This is a genomic window from Sulfitobacter sp. W074, assembly GCF_025142275.1.
Lineage (GTDB): Bacteria > Pseudomonadota > Alphaproteobacteria > Rhodobacterales > Rhodobacteraceae > Sulfitobacter > Sulfitobacter profundi.
This window is the reverse complement of sequence record NZ_CP081130.1, coordinates 1,115,081-1,139,501: the sequence shown is the minus strand read 5'-3', so window position 1 is coordinate 1,139,501 and position 24,421 is coordinate 1,115,081. Positions and strand designations below refer to the sequence as shown.

Genomic DNA, 24,421 nt, shown 5'->3' with positions numbered 1-24,421 from the left:
TATGACGTGAGAAAACCAGAGAGAGGCAGATCATGCGCAGGATCACATTCGCAGCCGTTTCCACCCTTATTTTCGCCGCAGGTTGTGCGGGCATCGCCGCCGCTCAGGTGATGGTCCACCGCACCGGACCGGATGAGCTTTTGAAGCTGCGGTCTGGGCCCGGGCTTGATTTCGGGGTCATCATGGGGCTGCCCGATGGCACCATCTTGAACCGCCGCGATTGCGTGACCGAGATTGGCCAGCTTTGGTGTCGGGTGTCCTTGGCCGATGCGCCAGAGGTGCAGGGCTATGTCTCGGCGGACTATATCTCTGACGTTTGATCATAGGTCAGACTGCGGGTGGCGCGCATCTGATGCCGCCCGCGGCGCTCTTTGGTCAAGCCACCGCGCCCCAGCCCAGTTGGCGGCGCCTGTCGTCGACAGGGTGGGGCATTCGCCCCCTGCAAGCCCCCTGTCGCCCCCCCCCTGTTCGGCCCACCTGTCGATTTCTGCGTGCACCGCTCTATCTCAGCCCTTCACACCCTTCGTGAAACCGCTGAAATATCTCAAGAGTAAGGAAAACCATGTGCCGCTTCCTCGCCTATATCGGACCTGAACTGCCAATCGAGTCGCTGCTCCTTGCGCCTGAGAACAGCCTGCTGAATCAGAGCCTTGATCCGGAACTTCACCCCAGCCTGCAACTGGCCGGTTGGGGCTTTGCCGCTTGGAGCGCGCATCTGCTGAAACCCGACGCGCCGCTGCTTTATCACCGGCCCAAAGCGGCCTTTCACGACGACAATGCCAAGACCCTGATCCCCAGCCTGCAGGCCCATACGATGCTGTCGCATATCCGCGCGGCCTCTTATGACGCCAGCGTCGTGCAGGCCGATGAAAACTGCCACCCGTTTTCCTTTGACCATACCCCGTGGATCATCGCCCAGAACGGTGCCCTGCCCCATTGGCGGCAGTTGCAACGTGAGCTCCTGCCCCATTGCAAAGATCAATACCTCACCCAGATGCGCGGCACGACGGATACGGAATTTCTCTATGTGCTGCTGCTGTCCTTGCTGGAAGGCGACAGCGATGACGATGTGCAGCGCGGGTTTGAAAAACTACTGAAGGTGATCTGCAAAGCCGCGCGCGACCTCGATCTTGCGGCGCTGACCAAACTCAAGATTGCGCTTGTCAGTTCGGATCGGATCATCGGCGTGAACTTTGGCTGCGGCCATGAGGGCGAAACCGATGTGACGGGCGATTGGGAAAAGCTGCGAGAGGAGGACCTGCCCCTTTCGATGCTGCTTGAGCCGATCTACCTCCTTACCGGCGCGAATTTTGAGGACCATGCGAATTCTTACGACATCGACCCCTGCCCCGAGGGGGAGGCCACCTCGGCCATACTCGCGTCAGAGCCGCTGACCGAAGACGGGGACGAGTGGCTGAAAATCGAATTCGGTGAGATTGTCCTTCTGGAGCGGAAAGACGGGCGGATCAGCAAGACGGTCCGCAAGCTCGACGTTTAACCGCCGCCCCCGCCCCTGCCCCCAACTGATAGGAGCCAGTCCATGACAGATCGTTTCGACAATTTCGCCGACCTCTCTGCCGAGATGGCAGCGGACCTCGACTACCGCATCCGCGCCGAGGATCGGGGCAGCGCGGTGATCATTCTGGCGCCCCACGGCGGCACGATTGAGCCTGAGACCAGCCTGATCGCCGAGGCCATCGCGGGAAGCGACTATTCCTACTATCTGTTCGAGGCGCTGAAGGCCGGGGCGCATGGGGATTTCCACATCACCTCGCACCGCTTTGACGAGCCGCAGGCGTTGGAGCTTGTGGCGAGGGCGACGGTGGCCGTGGCGATCCATGGGCGCAAGGATGATGGCACAGAAACAGTCTGGCTTGGTGGGCGTGCCGAGGCGCTGCGCGATGCCATCGGCGCGGCCCTGCGCGACGCGGGGTTTGACGCGGCGCCCAACACTACCCTGCCCGGCGTGCATGAGACGAACATCTGCAACCGCACCCGCTCTGGCGAGGGGGTGCAGCTTGAACTGCCCCGGTCGCTGCGGCGCACCCTCGCCGAGGATGCAGATATGTTAGAAAGGTTTTGTCTGGCGGTGCACGGGGCGCTTTAGCCAAAGGCGGCAGGCCCAGCACGGGCCTGCCGAGGTCTTAGCTTCGTTTTTGAAACAAGATCACCATCAGCGCCAGAAGCGACGAGCCCAGCATCAACAGCAGCGACACGGCGTTCAACAGTGGGGTCGAGCCCTCTTTTAACCGATCGAACATGGCGATGGTCAGCGGCGCATCAGAACCCACCAGCATCAGCGTCGTGTTGAAGTTCTCAAAGCTCATGAGAAACGCCACCACGACCGCTCCGACCATTGCAGGCGCAAGGAACGGCAGGGTGATCGTGCGCACGGCGGTCAAACGATCCGCGCCAAGGTTCAGCGCCGCCTCTTCCAACGTGCGGTCAAACTTTTGCAACCGGGCCGAGATGACGAGCGTGGCGATGGTAGTGATAAAGCTGAACTGCCCCAAGATCACCAACAATAGACCGGGGCGCAGCGCTTGAATGTCGATCTGCGCCATGTCCCAGACGCCGTTGGCCAGCGTGGAGGAAAACACCAGCACCGAGATGCCCAGCACGATGCCGGGGATCACCAGCGGCAGCAGCATCAGCACATAGAGAAACCCCTTGCCGCGAAACTCATAGCGGTTGAACAAAAAGGCGTTCGTCGTGCCCACGCAGACCGACATGATCGCCACGCAAAGCGCCACGAATGCCGATGTGCCCACCGACCGCAGAATGCCGCGTTCATGAAAGACGCCGATCTGCGGGCGCTCCTCGCCAAAGAACCAGTTCCACGTAAACCCCTCCCACGGGAGGGAGGGGAACTGACTGTCGTTAAAGGCAAAGACCGCGACCACGGTCAGCGGCAGGGCCAGATAGAGAAAGAACAGCGCCACATAGCCGCCATAGAGGATGCGAAAGCTGCGCGATTGCGGGATTGTCGGGATCATTGGATCACCCCATCGTTTCCTTGAGGGTTCGGCCCGTAAGCCAGAGCATCCCCCAGACGATCACCGAAGACAGCACCAAAAGCATAAAGCCAAAGGCGGCGCCCAGCTCCCAATTGGAGCGCACGATGAACTGGTTATAGATCATTTCGGTGAACCACAGGCTGTCCTTGCCGCCCAGCATTGTCGGCGTCAGGTAGTTGCCCAAGCTCAGCATAAAGACCACGATACAGCCCGACACGATACCGGGCATGGCATGGGGGATGATGATCTCACGCAGGACGGAAAGCCCGCTGCCGCCCAGATCATAACCCGCTTCGATCACACTGTCGTCGAGGCTTTCCAGCGTAGTGACAAGCGGCACCACCATAAATAGCATCGAGGTATAGACCAGCCCCACCATCATCGTGGCATCGGTATAAAGCATCTCAACCGGGCGATCCGCCAGACCCACCCATTGCAGCAGGTTCGAGACGAGACCGGTCTCGCGCAGCAGGATCATCCAGCCGAAAGTACGCACCAATTCAGAGACATAGAACGGGATCAGACAGAGCAGGAACAACACCTGTTGCAAGCGCCCCTTCGCCATCTTGGCGATGTAATAAGACACCGGAAAAGCGATCAGCAGCGTCAGCGCGGTTGCCAGCACCGACATCACCGCCGTGCGCCAGAAGGTCCGCAGATACAGCGGTTCGGTCAGCGCTTTTTCGTATTGCGCTAAGCTGGCTTCATAGACGCCAAAGCTGATCCGCTCGCGCAGCGAAATCAGCAGCATGTCGATATGCGGGATGATGATCAGCAGACCCAGCCAGAGCACCAAAGGCGTCAGCAGCAGGTAGAATGTAATGCGGGATTGGCTGCGCATCAGGCGGCCCCAAAGCAGGTCGCCTGCCCCGCACCCCAGCCGATATGCACCGCATCGCCGCGTTTCAGGTTTGAGAATTCCCCCGATTGCGGCAGGGTCACGTCGAGCGTTTCGCCAACATCGTCCTGCACCAACACGCGCGAAGCCGCGCCGTTGAACAGTAGGCCGGTCACCGTGCCCGTCAGTTGATTGTCAAAGCCTGCAAGCGCATCGGCGCTGGCGGCAAGACGAATGGATTCAGGCCGCACGAAAATCTCGGCGCGTGCGCCTTGGGCAAGGCCCGCGCCCGTCGCCCGCATCGCCAGTCCGCTGTCGGTGCGCAGTTGCAGCGCGTCGCCCTCAACCCGCTCAATCTTGCCCTTCCAGCGGTTGGATTCCCCGATGAAGCCTGCCACGAAGGGTGTTTCGGGGCGATAGTAGAGGTCTTGCCCCTTGCCGACCTGCTCAAACTGGCCGTTGCTCATCACGGCGATCTGATCCGACATCACCAGCGCTTCGGATTGGTCATGGGTAATATAGACGAATGTCGTGTCAAAGGCGGCTTGCAGCGATTTCAGTTCAACCTTCATATGTTCGCGCAGTTTCAGATCCAGTGCGCCCAGCGGCTCATCCAGCAGCAGCACGTCAGGCTCCAACACCATGCAGCGCGCGATGGCGACCCGTTGTTTCTGACCGCCCGAAAGCTCATCCACCTTGCGCGCGCCGATCCCCGGCAGGCCGATCCGGTCGAGCGCCTCATCGACTTTGCGCGCGATCTCTCCCTTGGCCATGCCGCGGCGGCGCAGGCCATAGCCGATATTCTCGGCAATCGTCATCATCGGGAAAAGCGCCAGATGTTGGAACACCATGTTCACAGGGCGCTTGTTCGGCGGCGTGTCGAGCACCGATCCGCCCTTGATCCGAATGTCGCCCGAGGTCGGGTCAAGAAACCCCGCGATCATCCGCATGATCGTCGTCTTGCCGCAGCCCGAAGGCCCGAGGATGGAGAAGAAACTGCCCGGCGGCACCGTGAAGGAGACGTTGTTAACAGCGGTGGTATCGCCGAACCGCTTCACGAGGTCGACGCATTCCAGATCTGGGGTCATGTGAATTCCGTGTAATGGAGCGACACCCCCGAGATGAGGGTGCCGCCCGATGGTCAATTATCAGTTGGCAGCTTGGACGCGATCCAGCACTTCGCCTTCGATCGTTTCCAGACCGGCAGGCACCGGCGGATACCATTTGATGTTGTCGATTGCTTCTTGTGGGAAGCTGGCCTGATACTTGGCTTTCAGGCTGTCTTCGGCAAACTCATCCGCGCCAGCAGAGGCAGTGAAGTTGCCCGCCGCTGCGGTGATCATCGCCGCGACTTCGGGCTGCATGACAAAGTTGATCCACTCATAGGCCACATCATCGGCCTGCCCTTTGGCGGGCAGAACGAAGGTGTCGATCCAGCCCAAAGCGCCCGATGTCGGTGCCACGAAGGTCAGGTCAGCGTTGTCGTCGTTCAGCTTCCAACCGCCGGTGTCCCATGCCATCGACGCGGTCACCTCGCCCGAGCGCAGCAGGTTCATCAACTCATCGCCGCCGCCCCAGTAGGTTTTGACGTTCGCTTTGCATTCGATCAGCTTGGCTTCGACTTTGCCCATGATCTCGGCGTATTTGGCTTCGTCGCCATAGGCGGCAAAGGGGTCTTCGCCCATGGCGAAGGCGAAACCGATCAGCGTCGGACGTTTCAGACGGTAGGAGACCTTACCCGCCACTTCCGGCGCGCAGAGGTCGGTGTAATCCTTGACCGTCTCGCCCGCTTCGGCGGTGTTCATCACCAGACCGGAGGTGCCCCAGACGTGCGGCACGCCGTAGACGTCGCCATTCACGGTGGTGTTCGCCATGGTCGAGTCGAGCATGGAGGTGATGAAAAGCTCTTTGTTCAGCTTCGAGACATCAATCGGCTTGTAGATGCCGAATTCCATCTGCGGGCCCATGATGCGGTCTTGCGATGGCTGAGCGAGGTCAAAACCACCGCCGCCCGTGGCGCGCAGCTTGGCGATCATCTCTTCATTGTTGGATTTCGTGACTTCGACGGTATGGCCGGTCTCTTCTTCGAATTTCGCGACCACGTCCTCAGGTGCGTAGCCGCCCCATGTCAAAAGACGCAGCGTGTCGGCTTGGGCCACGGAGGCGAGACCCGCCAGCATGGTGCCGGCCAGCAGAATGGTTCGTGTCATGGGAAATCCTCTCTCTAGTGTACTAATTGTCGGCAGAATGCGCGCGTTAGACCATTTGGTCAATTTATACTTCGACGCATTGCGGCCCCTTGTGGCCCGACAATGCAAAACATTTGTGACAGAGGGGGAAAATGCCGTTTGTTTTAGCAGGGTTGCTGCGGGCCTAGGCGCGCCGTGAGGCCGCAGCTACGGCGGCCTTGTTCATCCGGACGCCACAGCGGCGGTACTGCAAACCAGCCTTGCTGGGGGGCGAAGTCGGGGGCTGCCCTTCGGCCAAACCCTTTCCCATACGTGGGCAATCACCGCAGGGATAATGGCCGCGCCGGGAGGCGAAACCGTCGTAGACTCAGCAAAACGCATGCGTTCTCGGGCAGGATCACCCACCCGAGAATGCATTGATCTTGCTCAATCAAGGTAGTGCGTCAGCGCGAGGGAGACTTCGGGCACATAGGTCACCAAGAGCAGGACAAACGCCAGCACGGCGATGAACGGCAAGTTGGTGCGCGAGGTTTCCCAGATGCCCGCGCGGGCGATGGAGCAGGAGGTGATAAGCACCGATGCCACAGGCGGGGTCTGCTGACCGATCGCAAGGTTCAGCGTCACCATGATACCGAAGTGGATCGGATCAATCCCCACCGCATTGACCAGCGGCATCACCACCGGCACGACCAAGATGATCGCGGCGGCCCCATGCAGGAACATACCCAAGACCAGCAAGAGCAGGTTCAACAGCGCCAGAACGATCAGCGGGTTCGTGGTGACTTCGGTGATTTGGGCCGCCAAGGTTTGCGGCACCTGCGCTTGGGTCAGGAACAACCCCAAAGCGGCGGAGGTGGACACCAACAGCATCACCACGCCGGTCTGGCTGACGCCTTCGAGCATGGTCTTGCGGAGCCGGGACACATCCAGATCACGGTAGATGAACAGCCCTATCACCAAGGCCGCCATAACCGCAAGCCCCGCGCCTTCGGTGGCGGTGACCAAACCAGAAAAGATACCGCCAAGGATGATGACCGGCATGGTCAAGGCCCAGAACGCCTCTTTGAAGGTCCGGCCCACATGGCCCAGATCAAAGCTCTCGGCACGCGGCAGGTCATAGCGGACGGCCAGCACATAGGTCACCGTCATCAACAGAAAGGCCCCCAAAAGGCCGGGCACGACCCCCGCGACAAAAAGCTTGATCACCGAGGTTTCGGCAATGGCCCCGTAGAGGATCATCGGGATCGAGGGCGGGATGATGATGGCAAGCGATGCCGAAGAGGATGTGATCGCCGCCGCCAATGTCCGTGAATAGCCGCGCCGCTTCATCTCGGGGATCAGGACGGTGCCGGTTGCGGCCACATCGGCCACAGCCGAGCCAGAGATCTCGGCAAAGACCATCGAGACGCCGATGTTTACCATACCAAGCCCGCCGCGGATAAAACCGATCAGCGCGGTGACAAAGTTGATCAGCCGCAGAGAGATACCGGAGGTGTTCATCAGATTGCCCGCCAGAATGAACAACGGAATGGCAATCAGCGGAAAGGAGGTCGAGCCGGAATAGAGCTTGATCACCATGTCATAGAAGGCGTCTGGCCCGGAAGTCAGCAGAAAGCCCGCCATAGAGGTCACCCCGATCGCGACGGCGATGGGCACGTTGATCAAGATCAGGGTGATCAGGGCAATGGTGGTATAAAGGAGGATCATTTGGCGGTGTCCTTTAGGTCGAGCGTGGCGGTTTCGGCCTCGGCCTCGGCGATGGCTTTGTCGATTTCTGCATGTTCGGGATCAATCCCTTGCGCGGCCAAGCGCAGGGCGCGCGGCAGGGTCAACAGGGTGCCGATGATCATCAAGACCGAAGCGATCGGGATCACCGATTGCACGATGTCCAAAGTCATCCAGCGCAAGGACAGCAGTGAATCCCATTTCGCCACCGCCAGGACGGCATTGCCGTAATAAGCTGTGACGGAGAAATAAATGATGACGAGCAGCTCGGAAAATAAAGTCAGCACGATGGCCGCAGGTTTCGGCAAGGCGATGACGATGCCCGAAAAGCCCATGTGTTGGCGCATGAACACCGCATAGGCGGCGCCGAAATAGGTGAGCCAAGCCAGCAGGACGCTGGCAATCTCATCGTACCATGCGGGCGATGCACCGAGGTAACGCATGGTGGTCGAATAAACGACCGCTCCCGCCAGTGTCACCAACAGCGCGAGGCAAACCGTTTCGATTGCCCAAAGAAGTAAACGCTCGATCTTAGCGACCATGCCTGTCTCCTGTTCTGAGTGGCCCCGGCCAGCCCATGCCAACCGGGGCGAAGCTGCGTTTACTTGGCCAGTTCTTGCGCGCGCGAGACGAGCGCGTCGCCCCCCGGCACTTGGCTGGAGAAGGCAGCGTAGATCGGCGCGGAGGCTTCGATAAAGGCGGCCTTGTCGGCCTCATTGACCTCTACCCCCGCTGCACGGACCTTCTCGACCAATTCACCGTCGGCGGTTTCGCCTTGGTCCAGCGACCAGTCCTGAACGGATGCGGCAACTTCGGTCGCGGCGGTTTTGACCTCATCGGGAAGTTTCGACCAGGTTTCGGCCCCGGTGGTCAGATAGGTAGGTGAATAGACGTGGCCAGTCAGGCTCAGGTAGCCCTGCACCTCTTGGAAATTCGCGCCGACGATATTGGTCAGCGGGTTTTCCTGCCCGTCCATTGTGCCGGTCTGAAGGGCGACGAACACCTCAGAGAAAGACATCGGCGTCGGGTTTGCGCCCCATTCTTTGAACATCGAAACCCGCCATTCAGAAGACGGCGTGCGGATTTTGAGCCCATCCAAATCGCTGGGGGTGTTGATCGGGCGGGCATTGTTGGTGATCTGGCGGAAACCGTTTTCCCAAGTGGAGAGCACTTCAAGCCCCACTTTGCGCGCCAGTGGGGCCAAATCGGGCTGCACGATCTCGGCGTCGATTGCTTTTAGGTGCGCGCGATCCTGTACCAAAAACGGCATGTCAAATAGCGCAAATTCGGGCGCAACGTTGGTCATGATGGAAGAGATCAGCGTGAAATCCACGGTGCCCAGACGCAGCTTCTGCATCAGTTCCTTTTCGTTGCCGAGCTGTGCATCGGCATAGAATTCCACCGTGTGGGCGTCGCCCAGTTGCTCTTGCAGTTGTTCGGCAAAGCGTGCGGCGCTTTTGCCCTGCAGGCTGTTCGACGCCGCACCCACGGCCACCACATAGGTGTCCGCGGCCACGGGTGTCACAAGTGCAAAGGTCGCAGCGGCCAGACTGGCGCTCAGGCTCTTTGTAAGGGTTTTCATCGTATCTCCTCCGTTGGTTAAGAAAGTTCTGCCGCATCCATTGCACCTTTGCCTATCGGGAAATGAGCCACGAACGCACGGCAGCTTGTGCAGTCGTTCATTTTTCATTTCTTCCCCTCCGTAATTTGGCGCTTTAGCATTTTGGCATTCCAAAACTCCAATATGATGCTAAGAGTGATGTCAACATGATTCGTCTTCGGAAGTGTCCGGCAGAACGAGAAACAGTGAAAAAAGAGAGGCCCTGATGACTAAGATTAAATCCGTCCGCACCCGTGTCTGGAACTGGAAAGGGCCGACCGTGCCCCCCTCGGGGAATTTCTGCACCAATGCGTCGGATGCCCTTTGGATTAAGGGCGATGCCATGGCGAGCTTTCGTTTTCACCAGTGGCTGACCTGCGAGATTGAGACCGAAGACGGCACGATCGGCATCGGCAATGCGGCCTTGGCTCCGACGCTGGTGAAACAGGCGATCGACGAATGGTTCGCCCCGCTGGTCGTTGGCGAAGACCCCTTCGACTACGCCTATCTGTGGGAGAAAATGTACCGCCGCAGCCACGCTTGGGGCCGCAAGGGAGTCGGGATGACCGCGATCTCGGCCGTCGACATCGCGATCTGGGATCTGATGGGCAAACTGGTCGACAAACCCGTGTTCAAACTCTTGGGCGGGCGCACCAAAGAGAAAATCCCGGTCTACTATTCCAAGCTTTACGCGGGGTCTGTCGAAAGCATGCAAGCCGAAGCGGAAGAGGCGATGCAGCACGGCTACACCGGCTTTAAAACGCGGTTTGGCTTTGGCCCGAAGGACGGCATGGCAGGCATGCGCGAGAACCTCAAACGGGTCGAAGCGCTGCGCGAAGTGATCGGCTACGACAAAGACCTGATGCTCGAATGCTACATGGGTTGGAACCTCGACTATGCCAAGCGGATGCTGCCCAAACTGGCAAAATACGAGCCGCGCTGGCTCGAAGAGCCGGTGATCGCCGACGATGTGGCAGGCTATGCCGAGTTGAACGCCATGGGGATCGTCCCAATCTCAGGCGGCGAACATGAATACAGCGTGATCGGTTGCGCCGAACTGATCAACCGCCGCGCAGTCAGCGTGCTGCAATATGATACCAACCGCGTTGGCGGCATCACGGCGGCGCAAAAGATCAACGCCATCGCCGAGGCGGCGCAGATCCCGGTCATCCCACATGCCGGGCAGATGCATAACTATCACCTGACCATGGCCAATATTAACTGTCCGATGTCCGAATACTTCCCGGTCTTCGATGTCGAGGTCGGCAATGAGCTGTTCTACTACATCTTCGAAGGCGACCCCGAGGCGCAGGACGGGTTCTTGCAGCTCGACGACGACAAACCCGGCCTCGGCATCACCATTTCCGACAAACATCTTTCCAATTTCGAGATCACAGAATGACTAAATACTCCGGCATCTGGCCCGTCGCCCCTACCCCGTTCAACGATGACGGCACGGTCGACTATGAGGGCATGAAACGTGTGATCGACTGTATGGTCGATCAGGGCAGCGATGGCATCTGCATCCTCGCCAACTTCTCTGAACAGTTCCTGATCACCGATGAGGAACGCCGCCTTTTGACCGAGGTCTCGCTCAAGCATATGGCGGGGCGGCTGCCCGTCATCGTCACCATCAGCCACTATGCCACTCAAATCGCCGTGGCCCGCGCGCAGCACGCCAAAGACCATGGTGCCGCGATGGTCATGATGATGCCCCCGTACCATGGCGCATTGCTGAAGGGCACTGCGGAACAAAGCTTTGAGCAGTTTGCCCAAGTGGGCGACGTCGGCATCCCGATCATGGTGCAAGACGCGCCGCTTTCGGGGGTGGACATGCCGGTGCCCCTGCTTGTGCGCATGGCGCGCGAGATCGAAGAGGTGCGTCTGTTCAAGATTGAATGCCCGCAGGCCGCGACCAAGCTGCGTGACTTGATCGCGGCAGGTGGCGACGCCATCGAAGGCCCCTTCGACGGCGAAGAGGCGATCACGCTGCTCGCCGATCTCGAAGCCGGGGCCACCGGCGCCATGACCAGCGCCATGCTCCCCGACCAGATCAAGCCGGTGATTGACCATTTCGCGGCTGGCGATCTTCGGGCCGCGACCGATGCCTATGCCCGCGTCTTGCCTGCGGTGAACCATGAAAACCGGCAATGCGGCTTTCGGTCTGCCAAAGCGGCGATGGTCGAAGGCGGCGTGATCCGCTCGGAATTCTGTCGTCACCCGATTGCCCCATTGCATCCTCAGACACGAGAGTCCCTACTCCGCTTGATCCGGCCGCTTGAGCCGGTGGTGCTGAGCTGGGGAAAATGACATGAGCAAGAAGACCGACATCACGGACCTCGACACGGGCGAGCTTGCCCTCGCGCGGCCCCGCGCCACATTGGTAGAGGTCGCCGCCGACAAGCTGCGCGAGTTGATTTTGCTAGAGAAACTGCCCGCCGGGGCGCATATCTCGGAGCGTGATCTGGCCGCTGCCTTGGGCATCAGCCGCACCCCCCTGACCCGTGCTTTGACCATTCTCGAACAGGACGGGTTGATCGAATATTCGGTCACCCGTCGCCCGCAAGTGGCCAACCCCCGGCTTGATGAGATCGAACAAAACCTGATCGTTATGGGTGCGCTCGAAGCCTTGGCCGGGGAGTTGGCCTGCGCCTGCATCACCGATGCCGAGATCGCTCAAGTGGCCGAGTATCAGCGTCAGATTGAAGCGGGAGACAGCACGCTTTCCCCGTTGGAATCCTTTCGCCTCGATATGCAGATGCACGAAGCCATTGTGCAGGCAAGCCGCAACGCCCCGCTGATCGATACGCATCTCAAGTTCAATGCGCGGCTGTGGCGGGCGCGGTTTCAATCCTCGCAACGTCGCTCGGGCCGCGGCCAAACCTTGGCCGAACACCGCGCCATCGTCGACGCCCTGTCGCGGCGCGACGCCAAAGCCACATCCGAGGCGCTGCGCCATCACCTCGCCTCGGCCGTCACCAATACCAAAAACGCTTTGCAAGAAGACGGCAAAGCCAAGGACCACAATACAGAAACGGAGTGAACATGACCCCAAGAATTGGTGTTATCCCCGGTGACCCCAGCGGCATCGGGCCGGAACTTGTCGCCCGGCTGCTGGCCGATGACTGCTGCGATCAGGCGCAGATCCTGCTGATCGGCGACCGTCATGTCTTTGAGATGGGGCAGCGCCAAGCCGGGTGCGACCACGCGATGACGGCGGTGGATGCGGCGGCACAGGATTGGACGGCGCATGCGCCAATCGCCCTGCATGAGATGGAGACCATCGCGGCCGAGGATGTCGTCATTGGCCAAAGCACCGAAGCCTCGGGCCGGTCCACGCTACGGGTCCTCGACCAAGCGCTCGCCTTTGTTCAGGAGGGGGTGATCGACGCGATTGTCTTCGCCCCGTTCAACAAGGCCTCGATGCATATGGCCGGGATCGGGCATTCCGATGAGTTGCATTACATCGCCGAAAAACTCGGCGTGACCAACTATATTTCCGAACTCAACACGCTCGACGATATGTGGACCAGCCGGGTCACCAGCCATATCGCCCTGCGGGACGTGGCCGACGCGATCACCCCCGACCGCATCCAAGAAGCCACCCGCCTGATCGACCGCACCCTGCGACAAGCCGGTCACGCGCGGCCCCGCATCGCCGTTGCAGCGCTCAACCCCCATGCCGGGGACGGCGGCAACTTTGGCCGTGAGGAAATCGACGTGATCGAACCGGCAGTGCGTCACATGGCAGACGGTCAAATGGCTGTCACGGGTCCGCTGCCGTCTGACACCGTCTTTCTCAAGGTCACGAAAGGCGAGATCGACGCCGTGGTCACGATGTATCACGACCAAGGCCAGATCGCCCTTAAATTGCTGGGGTTTGACCGCGGCGTGACCGTTCAAGGCGGGCTGCCGGTGCCCGTCACCACCCCGGCGCATGGCACGGCATTTGACATCGCAGGCCAAGGCACAGCCGACCTCGGCGCCACCCGCGCCGCTTTCGAGATTGCCTGCAAGATGGTCAGAAATTCGCAAAAGGAGACAGCAGCATGAGCTTCACCCCGCATGGTAAACATTTGATCGCCGGCACATGGGTCGGCGCAGAGCAGACCTTTGCTTCCGAACCCGCCAGCGGTCCGGCGCATGATTTCAGCGTCGGGACAACGGCGCTCGTCGATCAGGCCTGCGAAGCGGCCGAGGCTGCGTTCTGGTCCTACGGCTATAGCACCCGCGAGGCGCGGGCCGCATTCCTCAACACCATCGCCGACGAAATCGAAGCCCGCGCCGAGGCGATCACCGATATCGGCACGCGCGAAACCGGCCTGCCCGAAGCGCGGCTGAACGGTGAACGCGGGCGCACCACGGGGCAGCTGAGGCTTTTTGCCGATCATATTCTAAAGGGCGACTACCTTGATACGCGGGTCGATCCAGCCCTGCCCGACCGGCAGCCCCTGCCCCGCCCGGAGCTGCGCATGGTCCAGCGCCCGATTGGCCCTGTCGCCGTCTTCGGCGCGTCGAACTTCCCGTTGGCCTTTTCCACCGCCGGGGGCGACACCGCCGCAGCGCTGGCCGCAGGATGTCCGGTCGTCGTAAAAGGGCACTCCGCCCACCCCGGCACGGGCGAGATCGTGGCCGAGGCCGTGCATGCCGCGATTGAAAAATGGGACATGCCAAAAGGTGTCTTTTCCTTGATCCAAGGCGGCAACCGCACGGTCGGCCAAGCACTGGTGCAGCATCCGCTTATCAAAGCCGTGGGCTTCACCGGCTCGCTTGGCGGGGGCCGCGCATTGTTCGACCTTTGCGCCGCCCGGCCCGAGCCGATCCCGTTTTTCGGCGAACTCGGCTCGGTCAATCCCATGTTCGTGTTGCCCGAGGCGTGTAAAGCGCGCGGCCAAGCCCTTGGCGAAGGCTGGGCCGGGTCGCTGACAATGGGCGCGGGCCAATTTTGCACCAACCCCGGCATCGCAGTTGTGCCGAAAGGCGCGGAAGGCGACAGTTTTGTCGAAGCCGCGACCGCAGCCCTGCAAGACGCACCTGCGCAGGTGATGCTGACTGACGGGATCGCGCAGGCGTACCGCGACGGCAAGGCCCGGTTTGATCGGCGCAATGCCGTGCAGCCGCGCCTGTCCACCGAAAGCGAAGGCCGCAACGCCCTGCCCAACCTCTATGAAACGGATAGCGCGGCCTATTTGCAGGATCACGAGCTTGGGGAAGAGGTCTTTGGGCCGCTTGGCCTCGTCGTTCGGACCAGCTCAATCGAAGAGATGGAAAGCCTTGCGAAAGGGCTGGAAGGCCAGCTTACGATCACGCTGCAAATGGACGATGCGGATACTGAGACTGCACGGCGTCTGGTGCCAATCATCGAACGCAAAGCCGGGCGCCTGCTGGTCAACGGCTTCCCCACCGGCGTCGAAGTGGCCGACAGCATGGTTCACGGCGGGCCCTACCCGGCCTCGACCAACTTCGGAGCAACCTCGGTCGGCACCCTGTCGATCCGGCGTTTCCTGCGCCCAGTGTGCTATCAGAACATGCCAGCAGGCCTTTTGCCCGAAGGTTTCTGATCAAGAGGCTCGCCCAGTTCGGGCGGGCCACACCGCTTATGAACTCTTGAGGCGTGCGGCATTGGCTGCTGGTTCGGTGGCATTGGCGCGATGGGCGGTTCCTGAGCCAAGCGGGTTCACACCGCTTGGCCGATCTGATCGCTGGGTTGACCGACACCCGTTTATGATACCTTGCAGGAATCCGGGAGGACAGCTTGCGGTCGGGCAACCCGACGCAACGCGTTGCTGGATTGACCACCGGGCGGGAGCACTCCAAAGGGTCGATCGCAAGTAAATTCGGGCCGCCCCAAATGTTGCCCCAAGCCCAAAACGACGAAAGCCCCCGAAAGGGGGCTTAGCTCGTAAATCTTTAATGAGTAGAAAAATTGGCTCCGGCGGTAGGGATCGAACCTACGACCAATTGATTAACAGTCAACTGCTCTACCGCTGAGCTACGCCGGAATGCCTATGTTTGTCTTTCGGGCAACGCCCTCGGACAGCGGCTCTTTAACGCGGGCAGTCCGGGGTGCGCAAGTGCAATTGGGCCTTTGTGACGATTTTTTTTCGATTATTTGCCTCCGCTTGAAATTTGCCTCCGTCGCCCGCGAATTCGGGCGCGCCCAAATCACAGATACGTGGCATATCCCCCTCCCCCGCGCTTGAGGCTAAGCGGGTCGCGTGGACTGGGATTGATACTGGCCCGGTGAGCACAACAAGAAACCCTGAAAGGGAAAATCTTGACCTTCCTCTCCCCATACCGGCCGCAGATACTATCGCTTTTCCGCATCATGTCGGGCCTGTTGATCCTGCAACATAGCACAAGCGAAATTCTCGGCTTCCCGACCAGCCAGATGAGCGGCGTGTCGATCGCCTCATTGGGTGGCATCGCGGGCGTGACTGAACTGATCTTTAGCGTCTCGCGGCTGCCGGCCTTCATCCTCAGCGGTCTGATGGCCGCGCTTTACAGCCTTGGCTTCCTCTACCTTGCAGCTGCCGGTCCGGGGCCATGGTCGGTTGATGCGAAACGCGCTCAGGGCTGAGCGCTTAAAGTAGGATGGCATGGCCCGATACCGAGCCATGCCATTCCTACGTGGGCAGATGCCCTATGGCTCAGAAACCCGCCGCCTGCCCGTCTTTGCGGGGATCTGACCCGGCGGAATAGCCGCCTTCGGGCAAGCGCTGCACCAATTGCGCCCCGCCGAAACCGAAAGCATTGTCAGGCACTTCGACATGGACGACATGGCCCAGATCGCGCAGCCCTTGCAAAAGATCGGGCGCCATTGCCGGTTCGCAGGCCACCTCCAACCCCGATAGGATCCGCCAGCGCGGCGCATCGGCGGCGACCTGAACGTCCTGCCCCCAAAGCTGCGTGCGCAGCAGCAGTTGCATATGGCCCTGCGCCTGAATCGGGCCGCCCATCATGCCATAGGCCATCAAGGGCTGGCCGTCCTTCATCGCGAAACCGGGGATGATCGTATGGAAAGGCCGCTTGCCCCCCGCCACGATATTCTGGTGCCCCGCCTCGGTCGTGAAACCAAAGCCACGGTTCTGCATTGAGACCCCCGTCCCCGGCACCACCACGCCCGAGCCGAAGCCCGCGTAGTTCGACTGGATGAAGCTGACCATCATGCCCGAGGCATCCGCCGTGCTCATCAAAACCGTGCCGCCCTGTTTCGGCGCACCCGCGCCGAAATCTTGCGCCTTGTCGGCTGAGATCAGCGCCGCGCGAGATTTGAGGTACGCCGGATCAAGCAGCGCCTTTTCGTCGACCTGCGTCATGGCGGTCCGATCCGCCACATAGGCATGCAGATCGCTATACGCCAGTTTGCAGGCTTCGATCTGCAAATGCACCGCCATCAGGTCGTCGGCCCCGTGGGTGCGAATGTCGCTATGCTCCAGTATGCCAAGCGCCATGAGCGCGGCGATCCCCTGCCCGTTTGGCGGAATCTCATGCAGATCCACACCGTCGAAGCTTTGGCTGATCGTGCCGCACCATTCGGGCTTGTTGGCCGCCAGATCGTCCATGGTCATCGCGCCGCCATTGGCCTTGGCATGGGCCACAATCTCTTGCGCGATCTCACCTTCATAAAAGGCGCGGCCATTGGTTTCGGCGATCAGACGCAGGGTGCGTGCGGCGCCGGGGTTGCGGAACCGCTCGCCCGCGCGCGGGGCGCGGCCCTCGGGCAGAAATGTCTCGGCAAAGCCCGGCTGCTTGCCCAAAACCTCGGCCCCGCGCGCCCAAAGCGTCGCGATGGTGGACGAAACGAGGAAGCCCTCTTCGGCATAGCGGATCGCCGGGGCCAGCACGGTCGCCAGATCAAGCTTGCCGAACTTCTCCATCAATTCAACCCAAGCACTGACCGCGCCCGGCACGGTCACGCTGTCCCAACCATGTTCGACCATGCCATCCGGAAACCGCTCGGGCGACCATGCCGCAGGCGCCCGACCCGAGGCGTTGAGCCCGTGCAGTTTCTCGCCATCCCACAGGATACAGAAGGCGTCAGACCCTAGCCCATTGCCCGTCGGCTCCACCACTGTCAGCGCCGCGGCGGTGGCGATCGCCGCATCCACCGCATTGCCCCCCTGCTGCATCATCAAAAGCCCGGCCTGCGTGGCCAGTGGCTGAGAGGTCGCGACGACATTGTCGGCAACCACGGGGGATCGGTGGGACGGGTAGATGGGATCGTGACGAAGCATAGCTGTCCTTTGCTTGGGTAAGGCCAGCGGCGCGGTCAAACCGGCCGCCTGTGGCGTTGCCGGCAAAGTGAACGTGAATGCATCTGCATGCAACTGCCCAGCAGAATAATTCCGAGGTCAGAGAGTGGGCCGATTGCTGTCGCGCCAACCGCGGTTGCCTTGCGACCTGCGCGCCTTGAGCCGCAGTATTTTGCGATGGTGACGGAAACTTCGTTCGCAATGAGAGGGGGTGAAAACCACGACCCAGAGGGCCCAAAGACGGCTCGCCTCTCGATATTGCCATGCCCTTGCACAAAGCGACTGGTCGGCATCGGAAAAGATGCAATTGTGCAGAATGCGAGACCAGTCTCTAACGTTAACCAACATCTGGAACCTCCCTTTCGCATGGCGACAGGGCATCGCGCCACTGTAACCGCCTAGGATTTGGTCCCCCCGGATGGTGAAAATGCTCGCCTAAAAATCTGCCGAGAATAAGGCGGAGGGCTGCCAAAACCGTGCCGCGCAAATGTAACGAATTCGCAAAGCGAAGGTACGTTGGGTGAAATCGGGGGGGGATGAAGGCCCACGCGGGGCGCAGTGCCACAGGTTTGGTCGGGGTGGCGGAGACGAAGGGATTCGAACCCTCGAGACCCTTCCGGGCCTACTCCCTTAGCAGGGGAGCCGACAGTGATAAATTGTCTGATTTTGTTTGACAATGCTTTCATTTGCGCATGTGTATGCCATGCAGGGGTATGAGACGCTGGTCGACATCGATCTGACCCTCATCATTGTGTGTTGCGTGAACTTGCACCGGGCCATTACTGGCCTGGGGCCTTTTTTTTGCGTTCAAATGTACTCGCGACCACTCCCCATGAAATTCGTATGATAATCGTAGTAAATAAATTGACACGAGACATCACCGTGGTATCTGATGAAAGCATAGAGGGGAGAACTTCCATGGCTCATTATCAAGTGCAGCAACTTCAGACGACATCCGCGATCGTGACCGCCAACCTCTTAGTGCTCTGTGGAGACCTGATCGAGATCGCGTTGAACTTGGTCTCCGCCCTAGGTGCTCAATGATGTCTGACAAGCTCACCGTCTATACCCTTCCCGGCGATCGATCCGATCTTTGGAAGGATGCGCTCGAAGAAGAGTGCCAACGCGCACATCTTGCCCGCCTGAAATCTCTGCACGCGATCTTTGATGCGCATGATCTGGATCTCGATGATCTTGTTCTGATCGATGCCGATGAAATCACGGAGCCCCGCGTCATGGGGCGCAACTACTTCATCTACGATGAGCAGCAAGTGGCCGCCGTGACACTCGATATCCGCCGCCATCCAGGCAAGGTTGGGATGCCGCTCATGACTGACGGCTCGATTGATGCGCTCTGCACAACGATCCAGAACTTCCTGAGGATCTCAAAGACTGTCCATGATGTGCTCTCGAAGCGCGCTGAAGGTAAAGTGCGCAAGGGCCACCCCGGCCCCCTGCCCATCGACAAAGACAAAGAACTCAAGAATTTCCTGAGCGGCAGCTCCGGCTCCCTACCCTTGGCTGGCCCGCGGTCCGTTCATCAGATCGATGAGATGTTCGCCCGTGTCCATGCACGAGCACCCTGGCTGCGTCATGCAACTCAGCGGATCTGGAAGCACGCGCGCGGACGGGCTGCGGCAGGCGTTACTGGATACTCAGCGCCACCGATCATGCTCTGGGGTCCTGGTGGAACAGGCAAGACTGAACTCTCGGCGATCATCGCTGAAGAGGCTGGATGCCCTGCGCTGGAAATGGATGCAGGCGCGGGCTCTGCGTCTTTCCGCGTGACAGGTGTAGAATCCGGATTTTCCACGCGCCAGATTGGCGAGCCTCTTCGGCTCATCGCGGAGCATGGTATCGCGAACCCGGTCATCACGATCAACGAAGTCGAGAAAGCGATGGGCGGGGTCAATACTGCAGGCGGGCTCAATACATCGATGATCGCAGCACTCCTGCCGATGCTGGAGCCGTCGACCGCGGCGAGCTTTCGATGCCCTGCGTCCGGCTTAGTGTGCGATATGTCGCGGATCAGCTGGATGATGACAGGCAACAGCATCTCTCATCTGCCTGCGCCTTTCTTGACGCGGATCGAGGTAATCGAGGTTCCAGGCTTGTCACTCAAAAACTACTTCGAGGCTCTCGATGTTTTGTGCCCCGATGACCCTGAGATGGTCTTGGCTTTGAGCCACTTTGTCCTTGATAACCACAGTAAGCCGGAATTTTCCTTGCGCCAGATCATTCGCGTGATCGATCGACTGACACCCTCAGAGGAGGCTTATCTATGCCACTGACGCGACCACCCTTTGAATCTGGCCGGCTTGAGTTTGGTTATGATGTCCGTATCGACACGCTAATCTATGCGATGACTGCCGCGGGCGTGAAGGGTGCTGAACAGCTGAGAGACAAGCCTGCTGGATGGATTAGCATTTTTGAAACTGTGGGCGCGCATATTGCAAAGAACGCCAGTAATATCTCGATTATCGATGCCAAGGAAGAGTTCGGCATGCTCCACATGCGGGTGATCGATGAGAGACTGGGGCGAGAAATTACAGATATCAGGATGTGGTGCGCGAATGAAAGTGCCGTTCGCTGCATGGCCTTCGGCACGCCCGGCCAGATCCGGTCAGATCACAACTGGATCATGACCTTGTCAGATGCAGCTTTCGATCTTCGAAACGAGATGCCTGAAGAGCAGTTCCTATCTCTCGTCTACCCTAGCCCTCATCGTTGATCTTCGCCGCATCCGAGCAGCGCGTCCATCCGTCCACGGCATAGGCATGCGCCCGGCCGAGATCTTAGACATTGGAGCCCGGGCCGATCTTCTTGCGGCCCTCAGGGTCTGGGCATGTCACGGTCACGCGCGGCGGCTCATAGACCTCCTCAACCTCTTTGGCACAGCCAGCTAGGACGCCAACTATCACCAACCCAAGCATCGCCCTCTTCATCCTAACCATCATCTCATCTTTCACTATCCCCCAAACTCTGACGGCATTGCCTTTTCAAGGCACTCATCTCGCGGCGCCTGGCTCAACCTCTCAAGGCGACCCTGAAGCGCCTCAGCGGCCCGCTTTTCGGCCTCCAAGGCTTGCTCCGCGCGCTTGGCCGCAGTGTCCGCCGCTTGCCGTGCGGCATCGCGCTCAGCCTGCAGTTCTTCGATCTGGATCTTCGCGTCCTGCATTTTACCCAACAAATTTTTAGTCCAAAATGTCGCGCCAGCACCGACCGCCAGCATGAGCAGCCAGGCCATCGCGCGGCCGCCGACTGCGTTGAGGATGGTGAAGATCATTTCTGCCTCATGTTCTTGGACATCTCATCAAGCCCAAAAGCGCCCGCGGCAAAGAGGAACACTGGCGCGACAAGGATGCGCAGCGCCTCCATCGCCGGCACAGATGGGCCAACCACAGCGGCCACGGCCAGACCGCAGACGAAGCACAAAAGCACCATCGAGACCTCGCGCTTGTATGTCTTCTGGCGCGGCTCCATCACAGCTCGATCCCCGGCTTGCAGGTTGTCGAGAGCATCATCTGATTTTGGAACAGATTGACGACGCCGCCTTTGAGCTCTTCGTGACGCTCGGCGGCGATCCGATCACTGCGCAGGATCATCGCGACGAGGGCAATGGTCAGGCAGAGTGAAATAAGAAATGCCAGGGCTAAAGGGGCAAAGGGGGATAGCTTCATATTTATAAACCTCACACGCGCGCGAACTGGAAATGCATCAAGTCAAAGTTTTTTTCGCGACCCAGGCTAGCGCCGCCGTGCTTCTCAACGATCCTCCAGAAGGCCTCATATTGAGGCTTTGCGAACTTTGCTCGACGAGATGTCCAGCGCAGCTGATTGTTGATTGGGTCCAGGACCACGGCGATGCCATAGGCGTGCGTCGATTTCCGAGAGCCGCCACGCATGTTGCGATCATTGAAACATCCGCCGAACCGGTCGAGACGCAGACGCCGGAACTCATCCTCGCCGTAATGCTCCACAGCCTCCTCGAAGATCGCAGTCAGAGGACCGGCAACCTTCTCATGACAGGAAAAGCGCGAAATAGTTTGTGAAGGATTCCAGGCGATCTTGAATGGGATTGGTAAAATCACTTTTCCAGCAGTTGCCTCAGATCCGCCAGCGGGTCCGTAAAAACGCTCAAGATCATCCTGCCGAGGCCAGCTCCCTTGAAGGGTGCCAGTGGCACTGCGATCGATCACCAGAGGGACGCCAGCACGGTGCTGCAGGTCGTATGCAAGGCAAGCGTTTTCAGTGTTGTGGCCATCAAAGCCACCAATAGTGCCAGGCTCACATCCATGCTCATCAAGGATCACTTGAGCAGCAGCAATACGGCGCCGATCGATATTCCAACCCTTTGTTTCTGGATGGTTTTCCAGGACCTCATTAATGCCCGCACGGGTCTTGGGTCCGATACGTCCATCGATGCGTCCGGGGTAGTGTTTTGCGAATTTGAGGATTTGTTGGATCTGTTCGTTTGTCACGCAGCCTCCGCTTTTCCTCACCATACATCATATCGTCGGAAAACGACTTATCGACCAGAATAACGAGACATTTATCGCAACATTGAATACATAATTAATTCTTATTTAATTGGTATTATCACGGATTCTCCCGATCAAAACGGGACATAATGAAACATTATTAATTTCGGGTTTTTCCAATTTTGCGGGATATTGGTCATATCAAGAAATCAATCCAGCAGGAGCAGAAACATGAAGGATCTTTTCGACGAGCACCCTCCCAAAGCGGCGCTCAATCACAGCACTTAACCGCGTGCGAGGTGTAGAGGGGCTCATCGCAGCTCAGGTCATCGAAGATGTGCAAAGCATCACGCGTCGCATTATTGAGGAAGGCACGATCAATCGCTCGGTCGGCTTCTCGCACACGCCAATCTCCGGTTCCAAAACCGGCGCAATCGATTTCGCAGAGTTGATGCTCTTCACTGCGGGCACGGCGTCGCTGATCGAGTATGCCCTGACAGATGGTCAGTGGCGACTTGAGGTGATCCAGCCCGGTTCGGCTGATGCATCCACGCTCACCGCAGCTCTCCACCATTTGCGCGCATCCCTTATGAGGCGCTCAGATGAGATCCGAAAGACATTCCGCAGTGGTCGGGTTGCACCCTACTCCAAGCGCGCCCTGGCGATCTTGGTGCTCTCCCTGGATGCCGCAAAACATCATTCAGAGGCATGCATGATACAGGCGGGCGTGGCCTTGTTCAGTAATGATCCCGTCGGCGATGCACAGCTTCTTGCTGAAGAGTGGGACCTTTCCAATGGCCTGGAACCCATCATCACTCCGATCAACAGGGTCTGACCTTACGGTTAGTCCTCCCTCCCCTACGCACTACACGAAAAAAAGAAAAGAAAAGAGACACAACATGGACTTCCTGAATAGCGCATGCCTGAACATAGAGACGATCACGCGGGATATCAAACCGCAGGAGTATATCGACGGGCACCTCATCCCGATGGGCGTCCCAACGCTCTTCGGCGTTGCCGGCGGCAGCGGTAAGACAACCTCGATCCTGAAGGCCGCCATCGGTGCATCGGCGACCGGTAAATTTGAGATGTTCGGCGCACGCCAGCACGACCGCCCGCTTAGGGTTGTTCTGATCTTCGGTGAAGAGGCCGGCGATGGTCTTGGCCGCAAGATCCGGTATGAGCTGAAAAACATGGAGGAGGCCACTACAGGTCAGCGCTCAGGTAATCTGAAGATCGTCAGCTGGGAAGAGTTCAACGACACCCGGGAAAATCCTGAGCCTCTCTTTTCAAGCGAAGATGGAACCCTGACGGATTCCGGTCGCTCGCTGTGGAAGGATCTGATCGAGTACAAGCCGGACTTCGTTGCAATGGACACGCTGTCCTCTTTGAGCCGCGCTGATTACAACTCGAGCAATGTGGCCTATGCGACAATGTCGGAGTTGCGCAAACTGGCAAGGAACTCTGGCGCGGCAGTTGTCATGACGGCCCACCTCAACAAGGGTGGGCAAGACAAGGTTTCACCGAAGAGCGCGCCAGGCGAGATGCTCTCATTGCTCAAAGGGTCTGGCTCTCTGATTGATGCCGCGCGCCATGCCATCGTGATGCTCTTCGCCTCACAGAATGCCTATACGAACCTGAACGCCGCCGAGAAAGATGCGCCCATGATGGCCGCGGTGAAGACCAATGTCCCGGGCTGTGAGCTGAGTGGCAGCATCTTCCCTGTTCTGCGCTCACATGAGCACCGCAATTTTGTAGCGATTGACGGCACAGGTAAGCCGCTGATCAAGGTCCAGAAAGAGGCGAACACAGCCATCCGCGGTGTCCTGCACAATAATCTGCCGAACTATATCAAGCTGGCCGCGCAGATCCGTCGCCCCTTCGCGATCTCCCAGAAATCGGCGACATCTGTGGAAACTCTGAGCCGCGCCGCCCTGGCCGAGTTCTTCCCTGATAACATTGAGGATGGTCTTATCTCGAATGTCTTGGAGGGACTAGAAGCTGAGAACATCATCGTGCGCTGCACCACGGGCCGGACAGGCACGGGCGGCGTCTGGGATGTGCCTGAGGGTGACTACGCGAACCAGCATGAGCATGAGGAGAGGATGCGCGAGATTAAGGGCAACAAGAACTACAAGCTTCCCTTCAATGCAGGCGCGCCGAGCGTGGAGGATTTCAAGAACGGCCTGATCGATGATGGCAAGACGGTCAAGAAGCAGAAGAGCGCAGATGCCGATTTGCATGCGATCCTCAGCAAGCCTGCGGAGACCCCTGAAGTGGCGAAAGATGAGCAGGACATTGAAGTGCCATTCTGATC

At 59.3% G+C, this 24,421-nt stretch carries 26 protein-coding genes and 1 tRNA gene; 13 read left to right on the top strand and 14 right to left on the bottom strand.

What is annotated here, in order from left to right; genetic code table 11:
* Positions 1-32 precede the first annotated feature (32 nt).
* The 3 genes from K3762_RS05625 (at position 33) to K3762_RS05615 (ending at position 2,107) form a co-directional block, all read left to right on the top strand.
* On the top strand, positions 33-320 hold the full coding sequence (locus K3762_RS05625; protein ID WP_260012224.1) for an SH3 domain-containing protein: 288 nt from the start codon (positions 33-35) through the stop codon (positions 318-320).
* Positions 321-562: 242 nt separating this feature from the next.
* Entirely contained in the window at positions 563-1,498 is a 936-nt protein-coding gene (locus K3762_RS05620) for a class II glutamine amidotransferase (protein WP_260012222.1), read from the top strand.
* Between the two features lie 42 nt (positions 1,499-1,540).
* Positions 1,541-2,107 (top strand): poly-gamma-glutamate hydrolase family protein, encoded by a 567-nt coding sequence (locus K3762_RS05615; protein WP_132445654.1) that lies wholly within the window; start codon positions 1,541-1,543, stop codon positions 2,105-2,107.
* A gap of 37 nt (positions 2,108-2,144) precedes the next feature.
* Here the strand turns inward: K3762_RS05615 and K3762_RS05610 are convergent, their stop codons facing one another.
* The 7 genes from K3762_RS05610 to K3762_RS05580 form a co-directional block, all read right to left on the bottom strand.
* On the bottom strand, positions 2,145-2,996 hold the full coding sequence (locus K3762_RS05610; RefSeq protein WP_132445651.1) for an ABC transporter permease: 852 nt from the start codon (positions 2,994-2,996) through the stop codon (positions 2,145-2,147).
* A gap of 4 nt (positions 2,997-3,000) precedes the next feature.
* Entirely contained in the window at positions 3,001-3,858 is an 858-nt protein-coding gene (locus tag K3762_RS05605; protein WP_132445648.1) for an ABC transporter permease, read from the bottom strand.
* Positions 3,858-4,943, bottom strand: a complete 1,086-nt coding sequence (locus K3762_RS05600) for an ABC transporter ATP-binding protein (RefSeq protein WP_260012217.1) — start codon at positions 4,941-4,943, stop codon at positions 3,858-3,860. Before K3762_RS05600 ends, K3762_RS05605 begins: the two co-directional genes overlap by 1 nt.
* 60 nt (positions 4,944-5,003) lie before the next feature.
* A complete protein-coding gene (locus tag K3762_RS05595; protein ID WP_260012214.1) occupies positions 5,004-6,065 on the bottom strand; it encodes an extracellular solute-binding protein in 1,062 nt (353 codons plus the stop codon).
* A gap of 405 nt (positions 6,066-6,470) precedes the next feature.
* Entirely contained in the window at positions 6,471-7,751 is a 1,281-nt protein-coding gene (locus K3762_RS05590; RefSeq protein ID WP_132445639.1) for a TRAP transporter large permease, read from the bottom strand.
* Complete coding sequence (locus K3762_RS05585; RefSeq protein ID WP_260012213.1) at positions 7,748-8,311, bottom strand: TRAP transporter small permease; 564 nt, start codon at positions 8,309-8,311, stop codon at positions 7,748-7,750. The genes K3762_RS05590 and K3762_RS05585 overlap by 4 nt, the downstream gene beginning before the upstream one ends.
* 59 nt (positions 8,312-8,370) lie before the next feature.
* The gene (locus K3762_RS05580; protein ID WP_120350528.1) at positions 8,371-9,351 is read right to left on the bottom strand and encodes a TRAP transporter substrate-binding protein; all 981 of its coding nucleotides are present in this window, start codon (positions 9,349-9,351) and stop codon (positions 8,371-8,373) included.
* A 244-nt stretch (positions 9,352-9,595) separates the two neighbouring features.
* Between K3762_RS05580 and K3762_RS05575 the strand changes: the two genes are divergently transcribed.
* From K3762_RS05575 to K3762_RS05555, 5 genes are read left to right on the top strand one after another with little or no spacing between them, the layout of a single operon-like run.
* Positions 9,596-10,771: an L-rhamnonate dehydratase gene (locus K3762_RS05575; RefSeq protein ID WP_120350527.1), complete on the top strand. Its 1,176-nt coding sequence runs from the start codon at positions 9,596-9,598 to the stop codon at positions 10,769-10,771.
* Complete coding sequence (locus tag K3762_RS05570) at positions 10,768-11,679, top strand: dihydrodipicolinate synthase family protein (RefSeq protein ID WP_260012206.1); 912 nt, start codon at positions 10,768-10,770, stop codon at positions 11,677-11,679. The genes K3762_RS05575 and K3762_RS05570 overlap by 4 nt, the downstream gene beginning before the upstream one ends.
* A 1-nt stretch (position 11,680) precedes the next feature.
* On the top strand, positions 11,681-12,412 hold the full coding sequence (locus tag K3762_RS05565) for a GntR family transcriptional regulator (protein ID WP_120350525.1): 732 nt from the start codon (positions 11,681-11,683) through the stop codon (positions 12,410-12,412).
* Between the two features lie 2 nt (positions 12,413-12,414).
* Positions 12,415-13,422: a 4-hydroxythreonine-4-phosphate dehydrogenase PdxA gene (locus tag K3762_RS05560; RefSeq protein WP_260012198.1), complete on the top strand. Its 1,008-nt coding sequence runs from the start codon at positions 12,415-12,417 to the stop codon at positions 13,420-13,422.
* Positions 13,419-14,930, top strand: a complete 1,512-nt coding sequence (locus K3762_RS05555) for an aldehyde dehydrogenase (NADP(+)) (protein ID WP_260012196.1) — start codon at positions 13,419-13,421, stop codon at positions 14,928-14,930. Before K3762_RS05560 ends, K3762_RS05555 begins: the two co-directional genes overlap by 4 nt.
* 366 nt (positions 14,931-15,296) lie before the next feature.
* Here the strand turns inward: K3762_RS05555 and K3762_RS05550 are convergent.
* A tRNA-Asn gene (locus tag K3762_RS05550) sits at positions 15,297-15,371 on the bottom strand.
* Between the two features lie 275 nt (positions 15,372-15,646).
* On the opposite strand from K3762_RS05550, the gene K3762_RS05545 reads away from it, so the two are divergent.
* The gene (locus tag K3762_RS05545) at positions 15,647-15,949 is read left to right on the top strand and encodes a DoxX family protein (RefSeq protein ID WP_206054348.1); all 303 of its coding nucleotides are present in this window, start codon (positions 15,647-15,649) and stop codon (positions 15,947-15,949) included.
* Between the two features lie 70 nt (positions 15,950-16,019).
* On the opposite strand, the gene K3762_RS05540 is transcribed toward K3762_RS05545, so the two are convergent.
* Positions 16,020-17,606, bottom strand: a complete 1,587-nt coding sequence (locus K3762_RS05540; protein ID WP_260012191.1) for a gamma-glutamyltransferase family protein — start codon at positions 17,604-17,606, stop codon at positions 16,020-16,022.
* 1,061 nt (positions 17,607-18,667) lie between these two features.
* Here K3762_RS05540 and K3762_RS05535 point away from each other — a divergent pair.
* Entirely contained in the window at positions 18,668-19,915 is a 1,248-nt protein-coding gene (locus K3762_RS05535; protein WP_260012188.1) for an AAA family ATPase, read from the top strand.
* Positions 19,906-20,355, top strand: a complete 450-nt coding sequence (locus K3762_RS05530; RefSeq protein WP_260012176.1) for a hypothetical protein — start codon at positions 19,906-19,908, stop codon at positions 20,353-20,355. The genes K3762_RS05535 and K3762_RS05530 overlap by 10 nt, the downstream gene beginning before the upstream one ends.
* A gap of 64 nt (positions 20,356-20,419) precedes the next feature.
* On the opposite strand, the gene K3762_RS05525 is transcribed toward K3762_RS05530, so the two are convergent.
* The 5 genes from K3762_RS05525 to K3762_RS05505 are packed head-to-tail and all read right to left on the bottom strand — an operon-like array spanning position 20,420 to position 22,104.
* A complete protein-coding gene (locus tag K3762_RS05525; RefSeq protein WP_260012174.1) occupies positions 20,420-20,569 on the bottom strand; it encodes a hypothetical protein in 150 nt (49 codons plus the stop codon).
* 23 nt (positions 20,570-20,592) lie between these two features.
* Positions 20,593-20,910 carry a hypothetical protein gene (locus K3762_RS05520; RefSeq protein WP_260012172.1) on the bottom strand — a complete coding sequence of 106 codons (318 nt, stop codon included), beginning with the start codon at positions 20,908-20,910 and terminating at the stop codon, positions 20,593-20,595.
* Complete coding sequence (locus tag K3762_RS05515; protein WP_260012170.1) at positions 20,907-21,110, bottom strand: hypothetical protein; 204 nt, start codon at positions 21,108-21,110, stop codon at positions 20,907-20,909. Before K3762_RS05515 ends, K3762_RS05520 begins: the two co-directional genes overlap by 4 nt.
* Positions 21,107-21,304, bottom strand: coding sequence for a hypothetical protein (locus K3762_RS05510; RefSeq protein WP_260012168.1), 198 nt, complete (start codon positions 21,302-21,304; stop codon positions 21,107-21,109). Before K3762_RS05510 ends, K3762_RS05515 begins: the two co-directional genes overlap by 4 nt.
* An 11-nt stretch (positions 21,305-21,315) precedes the next feature.
* Entirely contained in the window at positions 21,316-22,104 is a 789-nt protein-coding gene (locus K3762_RS05505) for a hypothetical protein (RefSeq protein ID WP_311198988.1), read from the bottom strand.
* Positions 22,105-22,396: 292 nt separating this feature from the next.
* Here K3762_RS05505 and K3762_RS05500 point away from each other — a divergent pair, with 292 nt between their 5' ends.
* Both K3762_RS05500 and K3762_RS05495 read left to right on the top strand, forming a co-directional pair.
* Positions 22,397-22,939, top strand: a complete 543-nt coding sequence (locus tag K3762_RS05500; RefSeq protein ID WP_260012164.1) for a hypothetical protein — start codon at positions 22,397-22,399, stop codon at positions 22,937-22,939.
* Between the two features lie 64 nt (positions 22,940-23,003).
* Entirely contained in the window at positions 23,004-24,419 is a 1,416-nt protein-coding gene (locus K3762_RS05495; RefSeq protein WP_260012162.1) for an AAA family ATPase, read from the top strand.
* Positions 24,420-24,421: the final 2 nt, after the last annotated feature.

Excerpts from the sequence above, each read along its gene's own strand:
- K3762_RS05625 (WP_260012224.1), top strand. The coding sequence starts at position 33 with ATGCGCAGGATCACATTCGCAGCCGTTTCCACCCTTATTTTCGCCGCA.
- K3762_RS05620 (WP_260012222.1), top strand. The coding sequence starts at position 563 with ATGTGCCGCTTCCTCGCCTATATCGGACCTGAACTGCCAATCGAGTCG.
- K3762_RS05615 (WP_132445654.1), top strand. The coding sequence starts at position 1,541 with ATGACAGATCGTTTCGACAATTTCGCCGACCTCTCTGCCGAGATGGCA.
- K3762_RS05610 (WP_132445651.1), bottom strand. The coding sequence starts at position 2,996 with ATGATCCCGACAATCCCGCAATCGCGCAGCTTTCGCATCCTCTATGGC.
- K3762_RS05605 (WP_132445648.1), bottom strand. The coding sequence starts at position 3,858 with ATGCGCAGCCAATCCCGCATTACATTCTACCTGCTGCTGACGCCTTTG.
- K3762_RS05600 (WP_260012217.1), bottom strand. The coding sequence starts at position 4,943 with ATGACCCCAGATCTGGAATGCGTCGACCTCGTGAAGCGGTTCGGCGAT.
- K3762_RS05595 (WP_260012214.1), bottom strand. The coding sequence starts at position 6,065 with ATGACACGAACCATTCTGCTGGCCGGCACCATGCTGGCGGGTCTCGCC.
- K3762_RS05590 (WP_132445639.1), bottom strand. The coding sequence starts at position 7,751 with ATGATCCTCCTTTATACCACCATTGCCCTGATCACCCTGATCTTGATC.
- K3762_RS05585 (WP_260012213.1), bottom strand. The coding sequence starts at position 8,311 with ATGGTCGCTAAGATCGAGCGTTTACTTCTTTGGGCAATCGAAACGGTT.
- K3762_RS05580 (WP_120350528.1), bottom strand. The coding sequence starts at position 9,351 with ATGAAAACCCTTACAAAGAGCCTGAGCGCCAGTCTGGCCGCTGCGACC.
- K3762_RS05575 (WP_120350527.1), top strand. The coding sequence starts at position 9,596 with ATGACTAAGATTAAATCCGTCCGCACCCGTGTCTGGAACTGGAAAGGG.
- K3762_RS05570 (WP_260012206.1), top strand. The coding sequence starts at position 10,768 with ATGACTAAATACTCCGGCATCTGGCCCGTCGCCCCTACCCCGTTCAAC.
- K3762_RS05565 (WP_120350525.1), top strand. The coding sequence starts at position 11,681 with ATGAGCAAGAAGACCGACATCACGGACCTCGACACGGGCGAGCTTGCC.
- K3762_RS05560 (WP_260012198.1), top strand. The coding sequence starts at position 12,415 with ATGACCCCAAGAATTGGTGTTATCCCCGGTGACCCCAGCGGCATCGGG.
- K3762_RS05555 (WP_260012196.1), top strand. The coding sequence starts at position 13,419 with ATGAGCTTCACCCCGCATGGTAAACATTTGATCGCCGGCACATGGGTC.
- K3762_RS05540 (WP_260012191.1), bottom strand. The coding sequence starts at position 17,606 with ATGCTTCGTCACGATCCCATCTACCCGTCCCACCGATCCCCCGTGGTT.
- K3762_RS05535 (WP_260012188.1), top strand. The coding sequence starts at position 18,668 with ATGTCTGACAAGCTCACCGTCTATACCCTTCCCGGCGATCGATCCGAT.
- K3762_RS05530 (WP_260012176.1), top strand. The coding sequence starts at position 19,906 with ATGCCACTGACGCGACCACCCTTTGAATCTGGCCGGCTTGAGTTTGGT.
- K3762_RS05525 (WP_260012174.1), bottom strand. The coding sequence starts at position 20,569 with ATGAAGAGGGCGATGCTTGGGTTGGTGATAGTTGGCGTCCTAGCTGGC.
- K3762_RS05520 (WP_260012172.1), bottom strand. The coding sequence starts at position 20,910 with ATGATCTTCACCATCCTCAACGCAGTCGGCGGCCGCGCGATGGCCTGG.
- K3762_RS05510 (WP_260012168.1), bottom strand. The coding sequence starts at position 21,304 with ATGAAGCTATCCCCCTTTGCCCCTTTAGCCCTGGCATTTCTTATTTCA.
- K3762_RS05495 (WP_260012162.1), top strand. The coding sequence starts at position 23,004 with ATGGACTTCCTGAATAGCGCATGCCTGAACATAGAGACGATCACGCGG.